Genomic DNA, 22861 nt, shown 5'->3' with positions numbered 1-22861 from the left:
CTCATAAGTTGGGCTATTTTGTCCTCTTTTCGTTGAAAATGCGCCGCTAACCACGCTTTGCGGGCAACTTACTTGTCAAAGTAAAAAAACTCGTTAAATTTGTCAGTTTAAGAAATTAACGTTTTTAGCCATAAGCCCCCACGACATGTTTAAGTTGTATAAAAAGCAAAGATTTAAGCGTCTTCAAAACACGTTAATGTTGGCGTTTTTGGTACTGAGCATCACGCCGTTGACTTTAATGGCCATCTTTTTTCTCCAATCTCATACCAAAGATCTGCAAGAGCAAAGCACCTACCACCTCACCTCAGTACGCGATACCAAACAGCAGCAGGTTGAGGATTACCTCTACGCCAAAGAATCAGAAGTGATGGGCTTTGTTCGCTCAGAACTGGCCTACGCCAGTGGCGGTCGCTTTTACGGCTTAGTCAACGCCTTTCAAAGCTTGGGCTTGGATATTGAACAAGCACGCGAGTACGCACAAAAACGCTATATTCCTGGCTCCGGAGATCAAATCAAAACCTCGATTTTGCCTCAATCGAGTGTCTACACCGGCACAGAGCGCTATCGCCTGCTGCACAAACGCTACCATTGGGCGTACCTAGAGCTGCTCAAACGCTCCGACTTTGACGACATTCTGTTGGTTGACCGCGAAGGTAATGTCACCTACTCCATTTACAAGCACGATAACTACGGCACTAACCTGCAGAGCGGCCGCTACAAAGATCAAAATCTCGGTAAAACCTTTCAAGCCCTGCGCAAGCAAGTGACCGAACGACGCAAAACCAACGAAGATTACACCCCGGTGATTATCTCTGACTTTTCACTCGAACAAGGTCGCATGGTAGCGTGGTTTGGTGCACCTATCGTTCAACAAGGCTACCTGCACAGCTATGCGATGTTTCGCCTCCCCAATAATGGCATCACCAAACTCATCGCGGACAAAAGCAATCAGGTGGCAATCAAAACCTTATTGGTCGGCCAAGATCACCGCTCGCGCACCCTCTCTTACGATGAGAGCGAGGTCGAAAAAAGCCTTGAGGTGGTCAATTTGGCCCTAAGCGGGGAAAGTGCCGTTGGCACCTACACCAATGCCAATAACGAGTCGATGTTTGCCGCGTACACACCGATTGAAGTCAACGGCATTCATTGGGCTATGGTGGTTGAAGTGCCGATGAAGGTCGCCTTTGCTCGCGTCAATCAGTTAGAAACCCTGTTTATTCTCGCCATGTTGGGTGCCATCGTCTTAGTTGTCGTCGCCTCGCATTACCTGTCCAACTTCATCACTTCGCCGCTGCTGCAACTGACCTGGTCGGCGGAAAAAGTCTCGGCGGGCGACTTAGAAGCGGACATTAACAACACCAACCGTAAAGACGAGATTGGCCGACTTGCGGTCAGTTTCGAGCGCATGCAGCGCTCCATTCGAGAGAAAATTCAGTTAATTAAAGAGCAAAATGAAGAGCTCGAAAGCCATCTAAAGCTGATCAAAAAGCAAAATGAAGAGTTACAGCTCGCCAATAAACTCAAAGATGAGTTTTTAGCCACCACCTCTCATGAACTCAGAACGCCGCTGCATGGTATGGTTGGCATCGCCGAAGCGCTGATCTCGGGCGCCAATGGCCCGATCACCTCAGATCATAAATACCAGCTAGAGATTATTATCAGCAGCGGCCAGCGTCTCGCGACCTTGGTCGACGATCTGCTCGATTACCACAAGATGCGCTATGGCAATCTCGATATTGAAACCAGCGCAGTGGATCTCTCTTCTGCCACTCGCTTAGTGCTTGAGCTCTCATCGCACCTACTGGGCAACAAACCGATTCGAATCATCAATCAGGTCCCTGTTGAGCCGGTTTGGGTCAGTGCCGATCCGCAGCGCCTCGAACAGGTGCTCTATAACCTAATTGGCAATGCCATCAAATACACCAGCGAAGGGAAGATCGTTATCTCAGCCAGCGTGGTGGATGATCAAATACGCGTGCAAGTGGTAGATACCGGTCAAGGTATTCCCGCCGATCAACTGGAACACATTTTTGAGCCACTCATTCAAGCAGGCAGTGATGCTCATCGATACCGCCAAGGGGCGGGGCTTGGCCTGTCGATCAGTCGTCAATTGATCGATTTAATGCACGGCAATCTGTACGTCAGCAGCCAGCCCATGGTGGGGACGACCTTCAGCTTTACGCTCCCGGTGGCAAGCGACGAACAAATTGCCCAAGCCAATCAGACCGTACTGCCTCACTTTAAAGCGCCTGATAATACTGAGATCGAGCTGCCTGAAGTCTCGAGCTTGCCAGAAAATCCAGACGGGCCGTTACTACTGGTGGTAGATGATGAACCGGTCAACTTGCGGGTGCTTGATAGCTTCCTGCGCCTTGAAGGCTATCGTGTGCGCTGCGCGAAAGATGGCCAAGAAGCGTTGGAAGCCTTGGATGCAGAGCCACCACAACTGTTGCTGCTCGACATCATGATGCCAGGGATGAACGGCTATCAGGTGTGTGAAAAAGTGCGTCAACAGTACGATCACGCTGCGCTGCCGGTGATCATGTTGACGGCGCTTAACCAAAGCGACGATCGCGTCAAAGGCTTCAATGCGGGCGCGAATGACTACCTATCCAAACCTTTCAACAAGCAAGAGTTAGCGGCGCGCATTCAAGCCCATTTGACCGCCAGTAAAGCGGAGCTGCGTCGACAAGAGAACCAGCAGCTGCAAATCGAGTTAAAACGACGGGCAGCGGTCGAAGCCAGCTTACTGGAAACGCAAGGACGACTGCTAGAGCAACTTGAATCGGCCCCTGAAGCCATCATTTGTGTGCGTGAAGATGGCAAAGTGCGCTTTGCAAATGAAGCGGCTTCACGCCTCTTCCGCCGCTCTGCGGAGCAGCTCAAACGCTCAAACGCAGACGAGCTTATTGCGCCAAAATACCTCAGTGTCAAACAAGATCACTACTGCGGCACTATCGATGTCTATGTAGAAGATGTTCGTCAGCATATCTCCGCCGACATCCTGCGTATGCCTGAGGGCTCCGACCTGCGCACCATGTACATCTTCAATGTGGGTGGCAGTGTCAATGCCACTCGTATCCACAACCTAGAGACGGCCATTGAGGCACTCTCTACCTTTGCCTTTGAAGGCGACAAGGCCAAACTGCAAGAACTCAAAGAGCTCGGTGGCGAATTTACTCGTTTAGCCGAGCGCGTCAGCGGTGACAATAAATCCAAGCAAGATCTGATGCGCGAAGTCTTGGTCGATGCCATGACTCAAGCGTTAGACTATTGGGAGAGCGTGACCGGTCAGACGAAATTCTCCTTTGCTGAACAAAGTGGGTTGTGGCGCGTCTACTTAGACCGCAGCACACTGCAAACTCGTACATTGGACAAATACCTACGAGTTGAAACACTGCCTAAAACGCCACGCTGGCGCACGGTATTAAGCTCGCTCGATTACATCTTGGAGCACTGCCAGGAACGCAGTCCACAGCGCGAACATATCGAAGAATTGCGCGATAAATTGCATCACTTATTGACCAACTAAGCAGATTGAGCCCGCTGCCTAGCGGGCTTTTTTCTGCCCTGAAAAACACCCTTCCTCACGCCTCAAACAGTTACTACACGGCGTAAAAAAACCATGATAGCCAGGTTATTTCTCTCGTGTGATGCGGCAAAATATCGACGATTAGCACGCTCAAATACCGGCAAGAAGGAATTATTACGGCAGTTTGCGAAGCCAATCACAACAGAACGGCAGATTATAATTAACGGGGTAAATTAACCCAAATCTGGGCACGTGACCAAGATCTCAATCAAAGCAAGCCCCGTCAACAAGACCTTATTGAAAAAGCCTAGGCGATAGTATGCACTTACAAACACGCCAAGCATGGCGCTTTTCTGCGATAGACTTCAAAGCAAAAAATTGATTAAATTTAAAACAATTACTGTGTTTTTTAACGGTTTTAACGAGTCATTGATTGGTTTTAACGTTTTTAACGGGAAAGAGGATTGCACGTTTTCCGCTTCCGGTGTTTTCTTACTGTGCCTAAGGCCTACAGGCCACTCTGGCTGACTGGGTCCTCCGTCTTGGTCAGCACCAATCTGAGGTAGGCCTTAGTGAGTGTTTATCAATTGATGACATTCCAACCATTGTGAAATGAAAGCAAATAGTAAGGAACAGCTATGCTTGCCAACATTAAGAAAACAGCACTAGCAACCGCGATTATCGCAACTGCAACTACAGGTTTTGCATCAGTAGCAACAGCGGCAGAGCGCAGTGAGCTAACCGTCCACCCTAAAGAGTTCACGACCTTTGTTCGTAACTTCAACCCGTACCTAGGTGCGACCAACCTTCACACCACAACAGACTTCATGTATGAGCCACTCGTTGTCTTCAATGAGATGCACGGCAACACACCTGTGTTCCGTTTGGCAGAAGCGTACAAGATGTCAGACGACCTAATGAGCGTCACTTTTGACATTCGTAAAGGCGTGAAATGGTCTGATGGCGAAACATTTGACGCGAACGACGTCGTGTTCTCTTTCAACCTAGTGAAAAACAAACCTGAACTGGACCAAAGCGGTATCAACTCTTGGGTTACTGGCGTTGAGAAAATCAACGACTACCAAGTGAAATTCCGCCTAACGGAAGCGAACTCAAACGTTCCTTACGAAATTGCAAAAGTGCCTGTTGTCCCTGAGCACGTGTGGAAAGACGTCAAAGACCCTGCGACATTTACTAACGAAAACCCTGTAGGTTCAGGTCCATTTACTGAAATCGACACCTTCACCGCTCAGCTCTACATTCAGTGTGCAAACCCTAACTACTGGGATGCCGACAACTTAGAGGTTGACTGTCTACGCGTTCCACAAATCGCGAATAACGACCAATTCCTAGGTAAAGTCGTGAACGGTGAGATGGACTGGACATCATCCTTCATTCCAGACATCGATCGCACGTACGCAGCAGCAAGTCCGAATCACCAATACTGGTACCCGCCAGCGGGCACACAAGCGTTTGTCGTCAACTACAAAAACCCAGATCCTGCCAAAAACGAAGCGTTGACGAATGTTGATTTCCGTCGTGCGTTCTCAATGGCACTGGATCGTCAAACCATCATCGACATCGCGTTCTACGGCGGCGGTACAGTGAATGACTTTGCCTCTGGTCTGGGTTACGCGTTTGAAGCTTGGTCTGATGAGAGCACTCACAACAAGTACAAAGGCTACAACACGTACAATGTGGAAGGTGCGAAAGAACTTCTGAAGAAAGCGGGCTTTAAAGACGTCAACAAAGATGGCTTTGTCGACACGCCATCAGGCAAATCGTTTGAGCTATTGATTCAATCACCAAACGGCTGGACCGACTTTAACAACACAGTACAGCTTGCGGTTGAACAACTCGCAGAAGTGGGCATCAAAGCCCGTGCACGTACTCCAGACTTCTCTGTCTACAACCAAGCCATGCTTGAAGGGACATACGATGTGGCGTACACCAACTACTTCCACGGTGCAGACCCATACACTTACTGGAACAGTGCGTACAACTCAGCACTGCAATCGGGTGAAGGTATGCCGCGCTTCGCGATGCACTTCTACAAAAACGACAAGCTAGATGGACTACTCAATAGCTTCTACAAAACAGCGGACAAAAATGAGCAGCTAGAGATCGCTCACGGTATCCAGCAAATCATTGCCGCTGACCAAGTGACGATTCCTGTGATGTCTGGTGCTTACATGTACCAATACAACACCACTCGCTTCACTGGCTGGTGGAACGAAGAGAATCCAAAAGGCCGTCCAAACATTTGGGCTGGTATCCCAGAGCGTCTACTTCACGTACTGGACCTAAAACCAGTGAAATAAGTGAGTTTGCTTTGTCTTTGCGGCGTGCATCCGTACGCCGCTTAATCCCCAAAACTTTAGGTTGTTAAAGCTATGGCGCCCGTCGTCAGGGGATTTTTCGCTCAAAATTTTACGGTTTGCTTGAGCGACCTGAAACCAGAAACAGGAAAAATCTGGATAAGTAAGGTGTGAGTTATGGGTTACTTTTTAAGACGTTTGTCCTTTTATTTTGTCGCTTTGCTCGTTGCTGCGACGTTAAACTTTATTATTCCGCGCGCCATGCCAGGCGACCCCGTCACCATGATGTTTGCCAATGCATCGGTTCAAGTGACGCCTGAGCGTATCGCTGCTATGAAAGAGCTACTCGGCTTTGTCGAAGGCGGCTATCTCGCTCAGTACTACGCGTACATGAAAAACATTCTGAGCTGGGAGCTCGGTACTTCGATTCAGTTCTACCCACTATCGGTGAACAAGCTGTTGGGCAGTGCCTTTGGTTGGTCACTGTTTCTCGCGGGTACCGCGGTGGTGATTTCGTTCTCACTCGGTTCTATCTTGGGCATTTTCGCCGCCTGGAAACGAGGCAGCAAATACGATGCGTTTGTCACGCCAGGCATGCTGATCATCCAAGCGGTGCCTCAAGTGGTTATCGCCATGATCGCCATGTTTGTCTTCGCCATCGGCTTGAAATGGTTCCCGACAAGCTATGCCTATACCGCAGGCACCATTCCCGACTGGACCAGTTGGGCCTTTATTAAAGATGTCGCCTATCACGCGGTTCTGCCCCTATTTTGTGCCTCTATCGTTCAGATCGGTGGCTTCTTGGTCAACATGCGTAACAACATGATCAACTTACTCGCCGAAGATTACATCACCATGGCGAAAGGAAAAGGACTCAGCGAGAACCGAGTGGTCTTCAACTACGCGGCACGTAATGCGCTCTTGCCAAGTGTTACCGCACTTTCGATGGCATTGGGTATGGCTATCGGTGGCCAGTTGATCATCGAAATCATCTTCAACTACCCCGGTCTTGGCTCTGTTCTATTTAACGCCATCAAAGCGCGTGACTACCAAGTGCTGCAAGGTCAGCTCCTGATCATGACGTTGTTTATGCTGTTCTTTAACCTTCTTGCCGACATGCTGTATGTCGTGCTCGATCCTCGCCTACGTAAGGGAGGGAAATAATCATGAAAGGTTTCTTTAAACTGATCGTTGGCAACCCGATTGCGCTCGTTGGCTGCATTATTTTGAGCCTGTTCCTATTTATCGCCCTCGCCGCGCCCATGCTGACCAAGCATGCGCCAGACAAACGTTCGGGCAACCCGCATGAGTACCCCTCTTTTGTGGTTAAAGCTGCGCAGAGCAACCCTGAAGGTTGGGTGGCTGACAACCTCGCCACGGATCGCCGCACGCTGATCATGTCGAAAAAGGCGGATCATGTCATGGGCACCACACGTATGGGCCGCGATGTTTGGTCTCAGTTTGTCCACGGCGCTCGCGTTTCACTGGCGGTTGGCTTTGGCGCAGGGATCACCGTCTGCTTTCTTGCCACCATCATCGGTATCTCTGCAGGCTACTTTGGTGGGCGCATTGATGACTTCCTCACTGCCGCAATGAACATCATGCTGGTTATCCCACAATACCCATTGCTGTTTGTTCTTGCCGCCTTCATCGGTGAAGCAGGCCCGCTAACGATTGCGCTCATTATCGGCTTTACCGCCTGGGCGTGGGGCGCGAGGGTGATACGCTCGCAAACCTTAGCATTGCGTGAGAAAGAGTTCGTCAAAGCAGCGGAAGTGTTGGGTGAGTCCTCTTGGCGCATCATTTTCGTCGAGATTTTGCCAAACCTTATCCCCATTGTTGGCGCCAGCTTCATTGGCTCAGTGATGTACGCCATCATGATGGAAGCGACCATCTCCTTCCTAGGTCTTGGTGACCCGAACACGGTCAGCTGGGGCATCATGCTCTACAACGTCCAGACTTCCTCCTCGATGCTGATTGGCGCTTGGTGGGAACTGCTGGCTCCGTGTGCGGCGCTTGTTCTGCTTGTGACTGGCCTTGCCCTGCTTAACTTTGCTGTTGATGAAATTGCTAACCCGCAACTTCGTTCCCACAAAGGTATGGAGCGCTGGAAGAAACTAGCCGAGCAAGACAAGAAAGAGCGTAAACCTGAGCTCGAACCTCAACCTGCAATCTGGAGCGGAGACAAATAATCATGACAGCACCTCTCATTTCTATCCGCAACTTATGCGTTGATTACATCACAGCCGCCGGTGACGTGCGCGCCTGTAATGATGTCAGCTTCGATATTGCTCCGGGCGAGGTCTTCGGTCTCGCCGGCGAATCGGGCTGTGGTAAATCCACTGTCGCTTTCTCGCTCATGCGTCTGCACAAGCCGCCCGCGTTTATTACCGGTGGCGAGGTGATCTTCAACGGTGAAAACATCCTCAAATACAGCGATGACAGAATGCAGTCGTTCCGCTGGAGCGAGATGTCGATGGTCTTCCAAAGCGCCATGAACGCACTCAACCCCGTGTTGACCATGGAAGAGCAGTTTTGCGATGTGATCATGCGCCACACCAATATGACGCATGAACAAGCCAGACGCCGCGCCGAAGGCTTGTTGGAGATCGTCGATATTCACCCAAGTCGCCTGACCGACTACCCTCACCAGTTCTCTGGTGGCATGCGTCAGCGTCTGGTTATTGCCATCGCTCTCGCGTTGAATCCGAAAATGATCATCATGGATGAGCCTACCACCGCGCTTGATGTGGTGGTGCAACGCGAAATCTTGCAAAAGATCTACGCGCTGAAAGAGGAGTTCGGTTTCTCTATTTTGTTCATTACTCATGATTTGTCCCTGATGGTCGAGTTCTCTGACCGTATCGGCATCATGTATTCCGGTGAACTGATTGAAGTCGCACCTTCAAAACAAATTCTTGAAAGTCCATACCACCCTTACACCAAGGGGTTGGGTAGCTCTTTCCCTCCATTAACCGGGCCGAAAACCAAATTGACGGGCATTCCTGGTAACCCACTCAACTTGCTGGAGATACCGCAAGGTTGTCGCTTCCAAGCGCGCTGTGATCGTGTCCATGACACCTGCACCCGCAAGGCGACCTCACTGCGAGAAATCGAGCCAAGTCGTTTCTCAAACTGCCACCTATACGGTGAGCCCATTGCGCAAGCAAAGTTGTAACGAATTGAGAAACTGAAGAATTTCATTGGAGACCATTATGAGCACAGAATATGGCGACTTGTTGATTGAGGGAAAAAATCTAGTCAAAGATTTCCCGATCAACAGCAATGCACTGCAACAACCTATGATGCGCGCGATCAACGACGTGTCATTCAAAATGTACAAAAGCCGCGGTTTGTCGGTGGTGGGCGAATCCGGCTCGGGTAAATCCACGACCGCGAAAATGATCGCCAAGATGTATGCGCCAACCTCCGGCGACATCATTTACAAAGGCCGCGACATTCAAACCATCAAGTCAAAATCGGACTTAATGAGTTATCGCGAAGGGGTACAAATGGTCTGGCAAGACCCATTTGGCTCGCTCAACCCAACACACAATATTTTCCACCACATTGCCCGTCCCCTGCTGATCCATAAAAAAGTCACGCCGGGCAACAAAAAAGAGCTGCAAGAGCGAGTGTACGATCTGCTGGAACAAGTGGGCCTTATTCCGCCGAAAGAGACCGCAGAAAAATACCCGCACCAGCTCTCCGGTGGTCAGCGCCAACGGGTCAACTTGGCGCGCAATATTGCCGTTGGCGCTGAGGTTGTACTTGCTGATGAACCGACCTCGATGCTCGATGTATCGATTCGTGCCGGGGTATTGAACCTGATGGAAGAGATGAAGTTCGACAAACAGATGTCACTGCTCTACATCACGCACGACATCGCCACAGCTCGCTACATCGCCGAAGATCTGGCGGTCATGTACGTGGGTCACATGGTCGAGTGGGGCGATACCGAAGAGATCATCCATAAACCTCAACACCCCTACACGCAGTTGCTGGTTTCTGCGGTGCCCGATCCGAGCAAATCGATTCACGAGAAGCTCAAAGGCAACAAAGGGGAGATTCCGCTTTGGACGCCCGTCTCAACTGGCTGTCCATTTGCAGGGCGCTGTGAGCACGCTACTGAGCGCTGCCGTGAGCAATTACCTGAGGTCACTCAGCTGTCTGAAAACCACTTTGTGCGTTGTTATCTGTTTGAACACTAATCGCGCTTAAACAGCCATCGCACCAAAACGCAGCCAAGGGCGCTCCTTGGCTGTGATGAACACCTTGAATACCCGCGCTTGCGCGGCATAAGACATACCACGTTCGGAGAACAGAATGCAGCTACTGACTAACCATCTTGGTTATGAAGCCCTTGGTCCAAAACAGGCGGTACTGATGACAAACCACGCACTAGAGACGCTCCCCACTGCTCGTCTTGTGTGCGCGAAGAGTCATCAAACGCTCGCCACCTATCAAACCGAGCCCGGTGGCACCGTTGACCATTGGCACCAAGGGCATTTTTTTCGCATTCCGTTTTCCAATTTTGATCAAATCGGCCAGTTCTACTTGGCCATTGATAGGTTGAACAAAGATACGTTAAAAAAAGAGACCTCGAGAGATAACGAGTTGAGCGCAGACGACGCCGTCCGCTCCCACACTTTCGAGATTCGCCATCAACACTTGCTCAGCGCCACGCTGTCCGATGCGCTGCACTACTTTAAGTCTCAGCGTTGTACGGGCGTGTTTGATCAGCAAGATCGCCACGTGCCCCTTTACGGCCATGATGCGTACGCGGATGTCCACGGCGGCTGGTATGACGCCTCCGGCGATGTCAGCAAATACCTCAGCCATCTATCTTATGCCAATTACTTCAATCCACAGCAGATCCCCATGGTCGTGTGGAACCTATTCAATGGCTTAGAGCAGCTGCAAACGCTCGATTCCGTCCCTGCGTTTACTCGCCTGAGAATGGCAGAAGAAGCATCGCACGGCTCCGATTTTTTAGTGCGAATGCAACATCCTGATGGCTACTTTTACATGACGGTGTTTGACCAGTGGTCAAAAGAGACCAGCAAACGCCATATTTGCGCCTATGCGACACAATTGGGCCATAAGTCCTCGGACTTTCAAGCTGGATTTCGTCAAGGTGGCGGCATCGCGATTGCTGCGCTCGCTGCCGCGGCGCAGCGCGAGCAAGGCGGAGAATATCGACCCAACGACTACTTGGCGGCAGCGGAAAAAGGCTATTGGCACCTTATCTCACACAACCGCGAGTACTTAGACGATGGCGTTGAAAACATCATCGATGAGTACTGTGCATTACTGGCCTGTTGCGAGCTCTATCGCGCCACAAAACAGACACGCTATTTGCAACAAAGCCAAGAGTGGGCCAACAAACTGATGGCACGTCAATACAGCGATGACGATCAGCGCCATTTCTGGTCCGCGAATCACGATGGCTCACGCCCCTACTTTCACGCCAGTGACGCAGGATTACCAGTGATCAGCTTGTGTCGCTATCTGGATATTGAAACCGATGCAGCGCAGCGAGACAGCGTCCAGCGTGTGATTGAACAAGCAGTCCGATTTGAACTCTCCATCACACAAGCGGTGCACAATCCCTTTGGTTACCCTCGCCAATACACTAAGCCTCTGTCAGAGGAGAAAAGCGCGCGCTTTTTTGTTCCCCATGACAATGAAACTGGCTACTGGTGGCAAGGCGAAAACGCACGGCTCGGCTCTCTAGCGAGCATGGCCCATATCGCTCAGCCCCACCTTGATAACCCGTCACTGTGTCAGCAATTGGATGGGTTTGCTGAAGACTGTTTGAGCTGGATTTTGGGCTTGAACCCATTTGATCTCTGCATGCTTGATGGCGCAGGTCACAACAACCCAGACTACCTGCCTGAGCTGGGCTTTTTTAACGCCAAAGGGGGGATTTGTAACGGCATTACCAGCGGGTTTGATGATGAACGAGACATCGCCTTCAATCCGTCCCCTCAATGTGATGACATGCTGCAAAACTGGCGTTGGGGCGAACAGTGGATTCCTCATGCGGCGTGGTATCTGCTCGCCATTTGTCATCAGGCGCGTCGCTTCTCTCAAACTCACCCGTTCTCAAAGGAGCAAGCGCAATGACCTATTTATATGTCGGCATTGATGGCGGCGGCACCTCGTGCCGAGCGCGAATCCGAGATGCGCAGGGGCGCTTACTTGGCGAGGGAAAAAGCGGTAGCGCTAACATTTTACTCGGCATCGAATCTGCCCTGACATCCATTGTCGATGCCGTCACGACAGCAGCTACTCAGGCCGAGTTGACGAGCACTGACTTCACACGCATGCACCTTGGCCTTGCCCTCGCGGGCGCGGAGCAAAAGTCTGCATGGTTTGCGATGATGGAGCAGCCTCACCCATTCGCCTCCATAGTCCTCAATACGGATGCCTATGGCGCTTGTCTTGGCGCGCATGACGGCCAAGATGGTGCCATTCTGATTGCTGGTACAGGTTCGTGCGGTCTATTGATCAACGGTGGTGAGCAGCAAGTGGTCGGTGGCCGTGAGTTTCCCATCTCCGATCAAGGCAGTGGCGCGATGATGGGGCTAAGTCTGATCCAAAAAGTGCTGCTCGCCTACGATGACATTGAGCCCAAAACACCGCTCTACCATTACGTGATGACACACTTTCACCATGACGTCGATGCGATTGTTGCCTGGTCAAAACAAGCGCTGCCTCGTGACTATGGTCAGTTTTCTCCTCAGATATTTCAATTCGCCGATGAAGGATGCCCGTTGGCACAAGCACTCTTACAACAAACCCGTGACGATATCGAAATGTGGCTGCAAGCGTTACGCCGCCGAGGCGCGACGCGCATCTGTTTGATGGGCGGTGTCGCGGAGCGCATGCAAGCGTGGCTATCGCCACCGATGAGAAGTCTGATTGTGCCTGCTAAGTTCGACGCCATCGAAGGGGCACTGATGTTTGCAGGTAAACCTGAGCACAACCTTTATAGACTGAGCGACATTCAACACGAAGGTGCACAATGAGTTATCGAGTGGATTTTGCGGTGCTCAATGAGAGCAAAGAAGGTTGCCGATTTGGCCTCACCTTGCACAACTTAACCGATCAAGACCTGCCCACCTGGCAGTTACAGTTCATTCTTGATCGCTACATTCAGCCAAGCAGTGTCAGCCACGGGCAGATTGTGCAGACTGGGAGTTTTTGCACTTTAACGCCAGATGTCGACACGTTAACCGCCAACCAACACTTTTATTGCGAATTTAGCATCAAAACCGCGCCACTACGTTTTTATACTGATGGACTAAAAGATGCGCTGCTGATCGACCTTGAGCAACGCCAAACACACGCGGTGCATGTCTCGCCGATTGCTCTCGCCTCCCCCTACCGAGAGCGGGCCGAGATCCCAGCCCGCTCAGAGCTGCCGTCAGCACCCTTGGCGCTGATCCCAAAGCCCAATGCTCTAGCACTCAAAGAGGGCGAATATCGTCTCTCTGAGCACAGCCAAATCACCTTGCAAACCGCATTAGCAGAACGCGGCGCTACTTGGCTGCAACAAGAGCTAGCCACACTGCATGATTTTGAGGTGCACACGATTGGGCAAAGTGACATCCTCTTTCGCTTGAACCCAACACTTGATGAGGGGGAATACCACTTAACCGTGACTCATCATGGTGTGCAGCTTGAATCAGGCTCGGACGTCGGTTTTATTCATGCCAGCGCCACCTTGCTGCAACTCATCAGACCCGCGAAACAAGGCAATGGGCTCGCCGTGCCGCTGGTCACCATCAGCGATAAGCCCCGTTTTCGCTATCGCGGAATGATGCTAGATTGCGCGCGCCATTTTTACTCGGTGGCACAAATCAAACGCCTCATCAACCAGCTGGCGCACTACAAATTCAACACCTTCCATTGGCACCTTACCGATGACGAAGGGTGGCGTATTGAAATCAAATCCTTGCCTCAATTAACTGAAATTGGGGCGTTTCGCGGTCCAGATTTGGCGTTGCAAGCGCAATTTAATCATCTAGGGCAGCGCTACGGTGGATACTACCGCCAAGAAGAGATCGCCGCCGTGATCGACTATGCCGCAGAACGCGGCATCACAGTGATCCCTGAAATTGATATTCCAGGCCACTGCCGAGCAGCGATCCAATCCCTACCGGAATGGCTGTATGACGCCAGCGATCGCTCAAACTACCGCAGTATCCAGCATTACAGCGACAACGTGTTGTCCCCCGCTCTGCCAGGTACCTATGCGTTTCTCGACGCGGTACTTGAGGAAGTGGCGGCGCTTTTCCCGTCTCCTTGGGTGCATATCGGCGCCGACGAAGTGCCACAAGGAGTGTGGCTAGAGAGTCCAGCGTGCATCGCGCTAATGAAAGAGCACGGCTACCAAAGCAGCAAAGAGCTACAGGGTCATCTGCTGCGTTACGCCGAGCGCAAGTTACGCAGCTTAGGTAAACGAATGGTCGGTTGGGAAGAAGCGCAACATGGTGACAAAGTGAGCAAAGATACCGTGATCTACTCTTGGCTCAGTGAGGACGCTGCATTGCACTGCGCCAAACAAGGCTTTGACGTCATCTTACAGCCTGGTCAAAGCACCTATCTCGACATGAGCCAAGATTACGCCCCTGAAGAGCCGGGGGTCGATTGGGCCAACGTGATCCCGCTTGAAAAGGCGTATCGCTACGAGCCACTGGCTGACATCGCCGACAACGACCCAATTCGACGTCGAATTTTAGGCATTCAATGTGCGCTGTGGAGCGAAATTGTCACCGAGCCTGCACGCATGGACTACATGATTTTCCCACGCCTAACCGCGCTTGCTGAAGCGGGCTGGAGTGAAAAACACCAGCGCGATTGGTTGGACTACCTTGCGCGACTTAACGCCCACTTACCGCTGCTCGACAAACAAGGGGTGGCCTATAGAGCGCCTTGGCGAACAGCTGCAAGCACTGGCGCCAAACCTCTCTCGCCAAAACCTCAAGCACCCAAACAACGAGGTGACGAGACGAAAAAATGAGCGTCGGATAGCGCTGGTTATAGACCTGCAATCCTGGCGATGAACTTAACCCATTGAATCACTACTTACAGTTTTCACTAGCTTAGATTTGGTTACTGATTGGTAACTTGTTAAAAGGAAAGACACATGAAATACGGCTATTTCGATAACGAACATCGTGAATACGTCATCACTCGACCAGACGTCCCTGCACCATGGACTAACTACTTAGGCACAGAAAAGTTCTGTACCGTCATTTCGCACAATGCGGGCGGCTACTCTTTCTACAACTCCCCTGAGTACAATCGCGTCACCAAATTCCGCCCCAATGCCAGCTTTGATCGCCCTGGGCATTACGTCTATCTGCGCGATGATGTCAGCGGTGATTACTGGTCTATCTCATGGCAGCCGGTTGCGAAGAGTTTAGACGAAGCGACCTATGAAGTGCGCCACGGCCTCTCTTACTCCAAATTCAAATGTGAGTACAGTGGCATTAGCGCGACCAAAACCTTATTTGTACCGAAAGGCGAAGACGTTGAAATTTGGGATGTGGTGATCAAAAACGCCTCAGATACGCCACGCACGATCAGCGCGTTTTCGTTCGTCGAATTCTCATTTAGCCATATTCAATCGGACAATCAAAACCACCAGATGTCACTTTACTCTGCGGGCACCGAATACCGTGACGGCGTGATTGAGTATGATCTCTACTACAACACCAACGACTTTGAAGGCTTCTATTACCTCGCCTCCACCTTCGATCCAGACTCGTATGATGGTCAACGCGATCGTTTCCTTGGTCTCTATCGTGACGAAGCCAATCCGATTGCCGTCGAGCAAGGACGCTGCTCGAACAGCGCGCAAACTTGTTACAACCACTGTGGCTCACTGCACAAACAGTTCACGCTTGCACCGGGTGAAGAAGTGCGTTTCGCCTACTTGCTGGGTATCGGAAAAGGTAATGGCGAGCGTTTGCGCGCCAAATACCAAGATGTGAGTGAGATCGATCGCGCCTTTGCCGGCATCAAAGCGCACTGGGACGAGCGCTGTAACAAGTTCCAAGTCCGCTCGCCGAACGAAGGTCTGGATACCATGATCAACACTTGGACGCTGTACCAAGCCGAGACCTGTGTTGTCTGGTCACGTTTCGCTTCCTTTATTGAAGTGGGTGGACGTACTGGGTTGGGCTATCGAGACACGGCTCAGGATGCGATTTCCGTCCCACACGCTAACCCGAAAATGACGCGCAAGCGCATTGTTGATCTGCTTCGCGGTCAGGTCAAAGCGGGATACGGTCTGCACTTGTTTGATCCTGACTGGTTCGATCCTGAAAAAGCGGATGTAAAACCCTCCAAATCACCCACAGTGGTTCCAACCCCTTCCGATGAAGATAAGATCCATGGCATTGAAGATACCTGCTCTGACGATCACCTTTGGTTAGTGCCGACCATCTGTAAATACGTGATGGAAACGGGCGAGCACGGATTTTTTGATGAAACCATTCCGTATTCCGATGGCGGCGAAGCCAGCGTCTATGAGCACATGAAAGCCGCGCTCGACTTCTCGGCTGAGTACGTTGGTCAAACGGGTATCTGTAAAGGCCTGCGCGCTGACTGGAATGACTGTCTCAACCTTGGTGGCGGCGAGTCATCGATGGTCTCTTTCCTCCATTTCTGGGCACTGCAAGAGTTCATCGACTTGGCCAAGTTCCTTGGTAAAGAGGAGGATGTGGAGAAATACAGCCAAATGGCGGCGAACGTCCGTGAAGCGTGTGAAACTCACCTCTGGGACGACGAAGGCGGTTGGTACATTCGCGGCTTGACCAAAAATGGCGACAAAATTGGTACTGCGCAGCAAAAAGAAGGCCGTGTTCATCTGGAGTCGAACACCCTCGCCGTCCTCTCTGGTGCAGTCTCGCAGCAGCGTGGCGAGCGTGCCATGGACGCGGTTGATGAACACCTGTTCTCCGAATACGGCTTGCATCTCAACTCGCCATCGTTCGCTACCCCTAATGACGACATCGGTTTTGTTACTCGCGTCTACCAGGGCGTGAAAGAAAACGGCGCCATCTTCTCACACCCTAACCCTTGGGCTTGGGTCGCAGAGGCCAAACTGGGCCGCGGCGATCGTGCGATGAAGTTCTACGATGCGCTCAACCCATACAACCAAAACGACATCATCGAGAAACGTGTCGCTGAACCTTATTCCTACGTGCAATTTATTATGGGGCGCGATCATCAAGATCATGGCCGCGCCAACCACCCTTGGCTAACCGGCACCTCAGGCTGGGCTTACTTTGCGGTCACCAACTTTATTTTGGGTGTGCGCAGTGGCTTTGATGGCCTAACCATCGCCCCGTGTATACCAACCGATTGGCCGGGCTTTGAGGTGACGCGTGAGTGGCTAGGTGCCACTTATCACATCAAAGTCGACAATCCGAATTCGGTGAGCAAAGGGGTTCAATCCATCACGGTGAACGGCCAAGCCGTCGAGGGTGTGGTTCCGGTTCAGCCTCAAGGCTCTGTCAACCAAGTGGTCGTGGTATTGGGATAACGAGTCAGCCCAGAGCGTCCTTGCGCCGCTCTGGGCTTGATAGAAAGGAAAACAACTATGAGTTCAGCAATTAAATTTGGCACCGGTGGTTGGCGTGCGTTTATTGGTGAAGCGTTCACAAAAGACAATGTGCGCCTTGTTGCCCAAGCGCTGGCCAATATCATCAATCACGAACAGGTCAGCGACCGCGGATTCGTGATTGGTTATGACCGCCGCTTTCTCTCCGATAAAGCGGGCCGCTGGTTTGCTGAAGTGCTTGCAGCGAACGGGATCTGCGTGAGTTTTATCGACAAATTTGTGCCCACCCCTATCGTGATGTTCAAGGCCAAGCAGATGAATTGCGCCTACTCGGCATGCATCACCGCCTCGCACAACCCAGCGGATTACAATGGTATCAAGGTGTTCATCGAAGGTGGCCGCGACGCCGATGAAGTGATCACACAAAAGATCGAAGCGCAAATTGAAACCCTCAGCCAAGGTGATGTGTTGAGCATGGAGTTTGAGCAGGCACTTGATAGCCAGCGTATTAAGCTCATTAATCCAATGAACGAGTTTGTCGATTCCATCATCGATTTCATCGACATTGAAGCTATTAAAAAAGCCAACTTACGCGTTCTCATCGACCCGATGTTTGGTGTCGCGAAGAACGCTTTGCAAACCGTTTTGATTAACGGGCGCTGCGATGTGGATGTGATTCACGATGGCAAGAACCCCGATTTTGGCGGGCTGATGCCCTCACCTAGCGCTGCAACCTTATATCGCCTCAAACATCTGGTCGCAGCAGAAGGCTACGACATTGGTATTGGTACCGATGGGGATGCCGACCGTTTAGGCATCATTGATGAAAAAGGTCATTTTATTCACCCCAACGAAGTGCTGATACTGCTCTATTACTACCTACTTGAGTACAAGGGCTGGAAAGGTGCGGTGGTGCGTAACATCGCGACCACTCACCTGCTCGATAAGATCGCCGCAGATCATGGTGAAGCGTGTTATGAAGTCCCGGTAGGCTTTAAACACATCAGCTCCAAGATGGAAGCGCACGATGCGCTGATCGGCGGAGAGAGCTCAGGCGGCTTGACCATCCGTGGTCACATCAAGGGCAAAGATGGGGTATTTGCATCCAGCTTATTGGTGGAGATGATCTCCGTTACTGGAAAAAAACTCTCCGAACTGCTTGGTGAAATCTATTCACGCTACGGTTACGCCTATACCGCAGAAGGAGATTGTACGTTTAAAGCGGCGCAAAAACAGGCGCTGTATGATCGCCTCTACGTCGAGAAGCAACTGCCTGAATTTGAGTATGACATCGACAAAGTCAGCTACGAAGATGGCGCGAAAGTGGTGTTTAAAAATGGTGGATGGGTCATCGCACGTTTCTCTGGCACTGAGCCGCTACTGCGAATTTTTGCTGAGATGGCAGACCAAGCCACGGCTGAAAAAGTGGTGCTGCAAATGAAAACCTTCCTCAAACTCTAGACTTCATCGCGATCCATCTTGGGTCCACCCTATAGGTGAAGAAGATTTGCCCGGTACTATACCGGGCATTTTTTTGTCGGAATGTCCGCTCTAGACTAGAACGCCAATACACCTTGGGTATCCACTTTGACAGACACATGTTGGCCAATCATCAACGGCTCAGGGGAGCTGGCGAGCAAGAGATTACCACCCGCATTGATGACATAACGGCAGTGATCGCCCATAAACTGCTGCTCTAACACCGAGATACTGCTCTCTTGAGTCGCACTGATCTGGACATGTTGTGGACGAAGTAACAATTCACATTCGCCGCCTTGAGAGATCTCATGTTGCGCGGTCGCTTCAATCACGCCGAGTTCGGTTTCGAACTCAGACGATGAGATGCGCTTGGCTTTGATGTAACTGCCGCCGCCCAAGAAATCCGCCACAAATTTACTCGACGGTTGGTAGTAAAGCTCGCCTGCCGTCCCGTATTGCTCAATGACGCCGTGGTTCATCACCGCCATTTTGTCTGCAAAGGCAAAGGCCTCTTCGCGGCTATGGGTGACGAATATCGCCGTGACGCCCTGCTTTTTGAAAATCTTGCGAATTTCACCAATCAGCTCATGGCGCACTTGGGTATCGATGTTAGAGAACGGCTCATCAAGCAAGAGCAAGTCCGGCTTGTACGCCAAAGAGCGAGCAATGGCCACGCGCTGCTGTTGACCCCCCGACAGCTGATGCGGGTAGCGATCGCCATAACCACTGAGATGCACCAATTCCAGCATCTCTTCCACGCGCTGATGTTTGTCTTGCGCTGAGAGCGCGGTCAAACCAAAGGCAATGTTTTGTTCTACCGTCAGATGGGGAAACAGCGCGTAATCTTGGAAAATCATACCGATGTTGCGCTGCTCTGGCGGCAACCAGTGCTCGCCATTATCAATCACGTTGCAATTGAGACTCATGGTGCCTGAACTGAGCGGAAGCAGACCAGCAATCGCTTTGAGCAACGTCGTTTTCCCACAACCACTGGCGCCAAGTAGACAGACAATTTCACCATGCTCGACCCGCAAAGATAACGACTCGAGTACCGTGGTCTGGTCGTCATATTTACAAGTGAGGTTTTCAATAGATAGCGCGCAACTCATCAGTGTGTGTGCTCCAGTGAACGGTTGATCAGAACTAAAGGAATAAGACCAACGAGAACCAACAATACGGCGGGTAACGCCGCCAACTCCAATTTCTCATCGGAGGCAAAATTGTAGACGTAGGTCGCTAAGGTTTCGAAGTTAAATGGGCGGAGCAAAAGAGCGGCGTTGAGCTCTTTCATCGACTCAATAAACACCAACAGGCCCGCAATCAAAGCGCCGCGACGCACCAGTGGGAAGTGAACCCGCCACACCATCTGATTGACGCTACACCCCATGGTGCGCGACGCCATATCCAGTGAGGGCGACACTTTACTCAAACTGCTTTCAATGCTGCCAATCGCCACCGCTGAAAAACGCACCACCATGGCGAAGATAACTGCAAACATAGAACCAGAGAAAATCAACCCTGGGCGTCCCCACTCCATCCATTTAGCGACATCATTAACCAAATGATCGAGACTGAGTACAGGCACCATGATACCAATTGCCAATACTGTGCCCGGCACCGCATAGCCCAGTGAAGAGAGGCGCATAAAACTGACGCTGGTCTTACTCGGCGTAATCCGCTGGCAGAAGTTGAGTACCAAAGCGATCGCCACACCAATCAACGCAGCGGAAATAGAAACATAGAGACTATTGAGCGCAAATTGGCGAAACTCTGCGGTCCAGCTTTGTGAGAAGTAGGTGTAGGCATACATCAGCAGTTGACCCAACGGGAAAAGAAAAGCGATACAAACCAAACCCCAACACCAAATTAGGGCCAGCCACTTCTTCCAACCCGTTAGCACATAACGAAAATCTTCACGGCTATTAAACTGCTGCTGAAACAGCTTTTGTTTGCGTCGACTGTAGCGTTCCGCGCTAAGCAGCAAGATCACAATCAGCAACATGATGGCGGAAATTTTTGCTGCGGCCGTTAAGCTTGAGTAGCCTAACCAAGTGTCATACACCGCGGTCGTTAACGTATTGACCGCGAAATAGCTGACTGTACCAAAATCGCCGATGGTCTCCATCGCAACCAGCGACAACCCCACTGCCATCGCTGGGCGTGCCAGTGGCAATGAAATGCGGCAAAAGCTCTCCCAAGGGGAGCACTTCAATAAGCGCGCCGATTGCAACAGCGACACATTCTGTTCCATAAACGCAGCGCGGCACAGCAGATACACGTAGGGGTAAAGCACCAACGACAGCACCACCACCGCACCGCTTAAAGTGCGAATATCAGGAAACCAGTACTCACCCGGTCCCCAGCCAGTGACGCCGCGCAACCACACCTGCACCGGGCCAGCAAAATCAAACCAATCGGTAAAGATGTATCCGACAATATAGGCAGGCATGGCCAGCGGTAAGACCAATGCCCACTGTAATACTCGCTCACTGGGCAGGCGACACATCGCCATCAGCCAAGCGCTCGGCACACCAAAAAGCAGAGAAAATGCCATGGTTCCCAGTGCTAGCAGCACAGTGTTGTAAGTGTAAGTTGGGAGAACAGTCGACATCAGATGGCCAAAGAGGTCATCTGTCTCGCCGATGGCGGTGTAGAATATCGCTAAGATCGGTAAAACCAGCAACAAAGCAAGCGCTCCACTGCTGGTTTTCCATGAATAATATTTTTCTTTCATTGCCTATTTATCATCAGGCTGTATGAGGGATAGATGCAGTTGCAAATACATCTCATATCCTTTAACCGTATAGGTGTATTTATACCCTTATAAGCAAACAACCTCAAGCTCGGCAAAGAAAAGCGAGACTTGAGGTTGTCTTTAATTAATGGTCTGAATGAGAAGAATTACAGATCAAACTTCACTTCATCAAGCAGTTTCACTGCTGCTTCGTGGTGATCGGCGATCTCATCTAGCGAGAGAGTATCGGCTTTAAAGTCACCCCAAGAAGCCACGAGCTCTGAACGTTTTACACCCGCTTTGACTGGGTATTCGTAGTTCACTTCTGCGTACATCTCTTGCGCGACGTCATCCGCAAGGAATTCCATCAGCTTCACTGCGTTCTCTTTGTTAGGCGCGTATTTTGCCATCGCCATACCTGAGATGTTCACGTGTGTACCTGTGGTGCTTTGGTTCGGGAAGTTGATGTACACCGCGTCAGCCCACGCTTTCTGCTCTGGATCGTTAACCATTGCGCCTAGGTAGTAGCTGTTACCTAGCGACACGTCACACAAACCTTCTTTAATGGCTTTCACTTGTGCACGGTCATTACCTTGCGGTTTACGTGCTAGGTTCGCTTTCACCCCTTCCAACCAAGCTTTGGTCGCAGCTTCGCCTTCATGAGCAATCATAGAGGAGATCAGTGATACGTTGTATGGGTGCTTACCGCTACGTGTACAGATTTTGCCTTTGAACTCTGGCTTGGCTAAATCGGCGTAAGTGAAGTCTTCACCCAATTTGCCTACGCGGTCGCGCGAAGAGTAAACGCTGCGAGTACGTGTCGTCAGAGCAAACCATTCGTTATTTTCATCTTGGTATTGAGCAGGAATGTTGCTCTCAAGCACGTCACTGTTTACCGCTTGCACCAGACCTTTGTCGGTAAGCTCAGCTAAGCGGCTGATGTCAACAGTGAGCACGACGTCTGCTGGGCTGTACTCTCCTTCCTGAGCGAGCTTTTCTGCGATCCCTGTTTTCGCAAACTTGACGTTTACTTTGATACCGGTTTCTTTGGTAAATTCGTTGAACATCGGCTCAACAAGGAAAGGCTGGCGGTAAGAGTAGACATTTACTTCTTCTGCAGCGAGAGCCGCGGTTGGGGCAACAGTTGCACAGGCTAATGCAGAAAGAGTCAGCAGTTTTTTCATCGAGTCAATCCTTTAGATTTATATAGTAATGAT

Annotated in this window: 13 protein-coding genes and 1 pseudogene; 11 read left to right on the top strand and 3 right to left on the bottom strand. The window is 51.1% G+C overall.

All coding sequences use genetic code 11. The features are described from left to right. Window positions 1-145 precede the first annotated feature (145 nt). The 11 genes and pseudogenes from AC6R1A_RS06495 (at window position 146) to AC6R1A_RS06445 (ending at window position 18892) form a co-directional block, all read left to right on the top strand. Entirely contained in the window at window positions 146-3532 is a 3387-nt protein-coding gene (locus tag AC6R1A_RS06495; protein ID WP_500632735.1) for a response regulator, read from the top strand. 638 nt (window positions 3533-4170) lie between these two features. Beyond that, window positions 4171-5853, top strand: coding sequence for an ABC transporter substrate-binding protein (locus tag AC6R1A_RS06490; protein ID WP_334568394.1), 1683 nt, complete (start codon window positions 4171-4173; stop codon window positions 5851-5853). 174 nt (window positions 5854-6027) lie between these two features. Continuing rightward, entirely contained in the window at window positions 6028-7014 is a 987-nt protein-coding gene (locus AC6R1A_RS06485) for an ABC transporter permease (RefSeq protein ID WP_334553976.1), read from the top strand. A 2-nt stretch (window positions 7015-7016) separates the two neighbouring features. Then, window positions 7017-8042: an ABC transporter permease gene (locus tag AC6R1A_RS06480; RefSeq protein WP_500632736.1), complete on the top strand. Its 1026-nt coding sequence runs from the start codon at window positions 7017-7019 to the stop codon at window positions 8040-8042. A 2-nt stretch (window positions 8043-8044) separates the two neighbouring features. Beyond that, window positions 8045-9028, top strand: a complete 984-nt coding sequence (locus tag AC6R1A_RS06475; RefSeq protein WP_500630119.1) for an ABC transporter ATP-binding protein — start codon at window positions 8045-8047, stop codon at window positions 9026-9028. Window positions 9029-9065: 37 nt separating this feature from the next. Then, the gene (locus AC6R1A_RS06470; RefSeq protein WP_334553970.1) at window positions 9066-10061 is read left to right on the top strand and encodes an ABC transporter ATP-binding protein; all 996 of its coding nucleotides are present in this window, start codon (window positions 9066-9068) and stop codon (window positions 10059-10061) included. 115 nt (window positions 10062-10176) lie between these two features. Then, complete coding sequence (locus AC6R1A_RS06465) at window positions 10177-11979, top strand: glycoside hydrolase family 9 protein (protein WP_500632737.1); 1803 nt, start codon at window positions 10177-10179, stop codon at window positions 11977-11979. Further along, window positions 11976-12884, top strand: a complete 909-nt coding sequence (locus AC6R1A_RS06460; RefSeq protein WP_500632738.1) for a glucosamine kinase nucleotide-binding domain-containing protein — start codon at window positions 11976-11978, stop codon at window positions 12882-12884. Before AC6R1A_RS06465 ends, AC6R1A_RS06460 begins: the two co-directional genes overlap by 4 nt. Next, window positions 12881-14800: pseudogene (locus AC6R1A_RS06455) on the top strand (beta-N-acetylhexosaminidase); the annotation flags it as partial. The gene AC6R1A_RS06460 and the pseudogene AC6R1A_RS06455, both read left to right, overlap by 4 nt. A gap of 207 nt (window positions 14801-15007) precedes the next feature. Continuing rightward, the gene (locus tag AC6R1A_RS06450; protein WP_500632739.1) at window positions 15008-17413 is read left to right on the top strand and encodes a glycoside hydrolase family 94 protein; all 2406 of its coding nucleotides are present in this window, start codon (window positions 15008-15010) and stop codon (window positions 17411-17413) included. A 57-nt stretch (window positions 17414-17470) separates the two neighbouring features. Beyond that, window positions 17471-18892, top strand: coding sequence for a phosphoglucomutase/phosphomannomutase family protein (locus AC6R1A_RS06445; RefSeq protein WP_500632740.1), 1422 nt, complete (start codon window positions 17471-17473; stop codon window positions 18890-18892). 95 nt (window positions 18893-18987) lie between these two features. Here AC6R1A_RS06445 and AC6R1A_RS06440 read toward each other — a convergent pair whose 3' ends face one another. From AC6R1A_RS06440 to AC6R1A_RS06430, 3 genes are all read right to left on the bottom strand, one after another. Then, window positions 18988-20019, bottom strand: a complete 1032-nt coding sequence (locus AC6R1A_RS06440; RefSeq protein ID WP_487902098.1) for an ABC transporter ATP-binding protein — start codon at window positions 20017-20019, stop codon at window positions 18988-18990. Beyond that, complete coding sequence (locus tag AC6R1A_RS06435; protein ID WP_500632741.1) at window positions 20019-21644, bottom strand: ABC transporter permease; 1626 nt, start codon at window positions 21642-21644, stop codon at window positions 20019-20021. The genes AC6R1A_RS06440 and AC6R1A_RS06435 overlap by 1 nt, the downstream gene beginning before the upstream one ends. Before the next feature lie 167 nt (window positions 21645-21811). Then, on the bottom strand, window positions 21812-22828 hold the full coding sequence (locus AC6R1A_RS06430) for a Fe(3+) ABC transporter substrate-binding protein (protein ID WP_500629319.1): 1017 nt from the start codon (window positions 22826-22828) through the stop codon (window positions 21812-21814). Window positions 22829-22861 lie beyond the last annotated feature (33 nt).

Source organism: Vibrio sp. R10-SG3-ISO3 (assembly GCF_059834225.1).
This window is presented reverse-complemented; position numbering and strand designations above follow the sequence as displayed.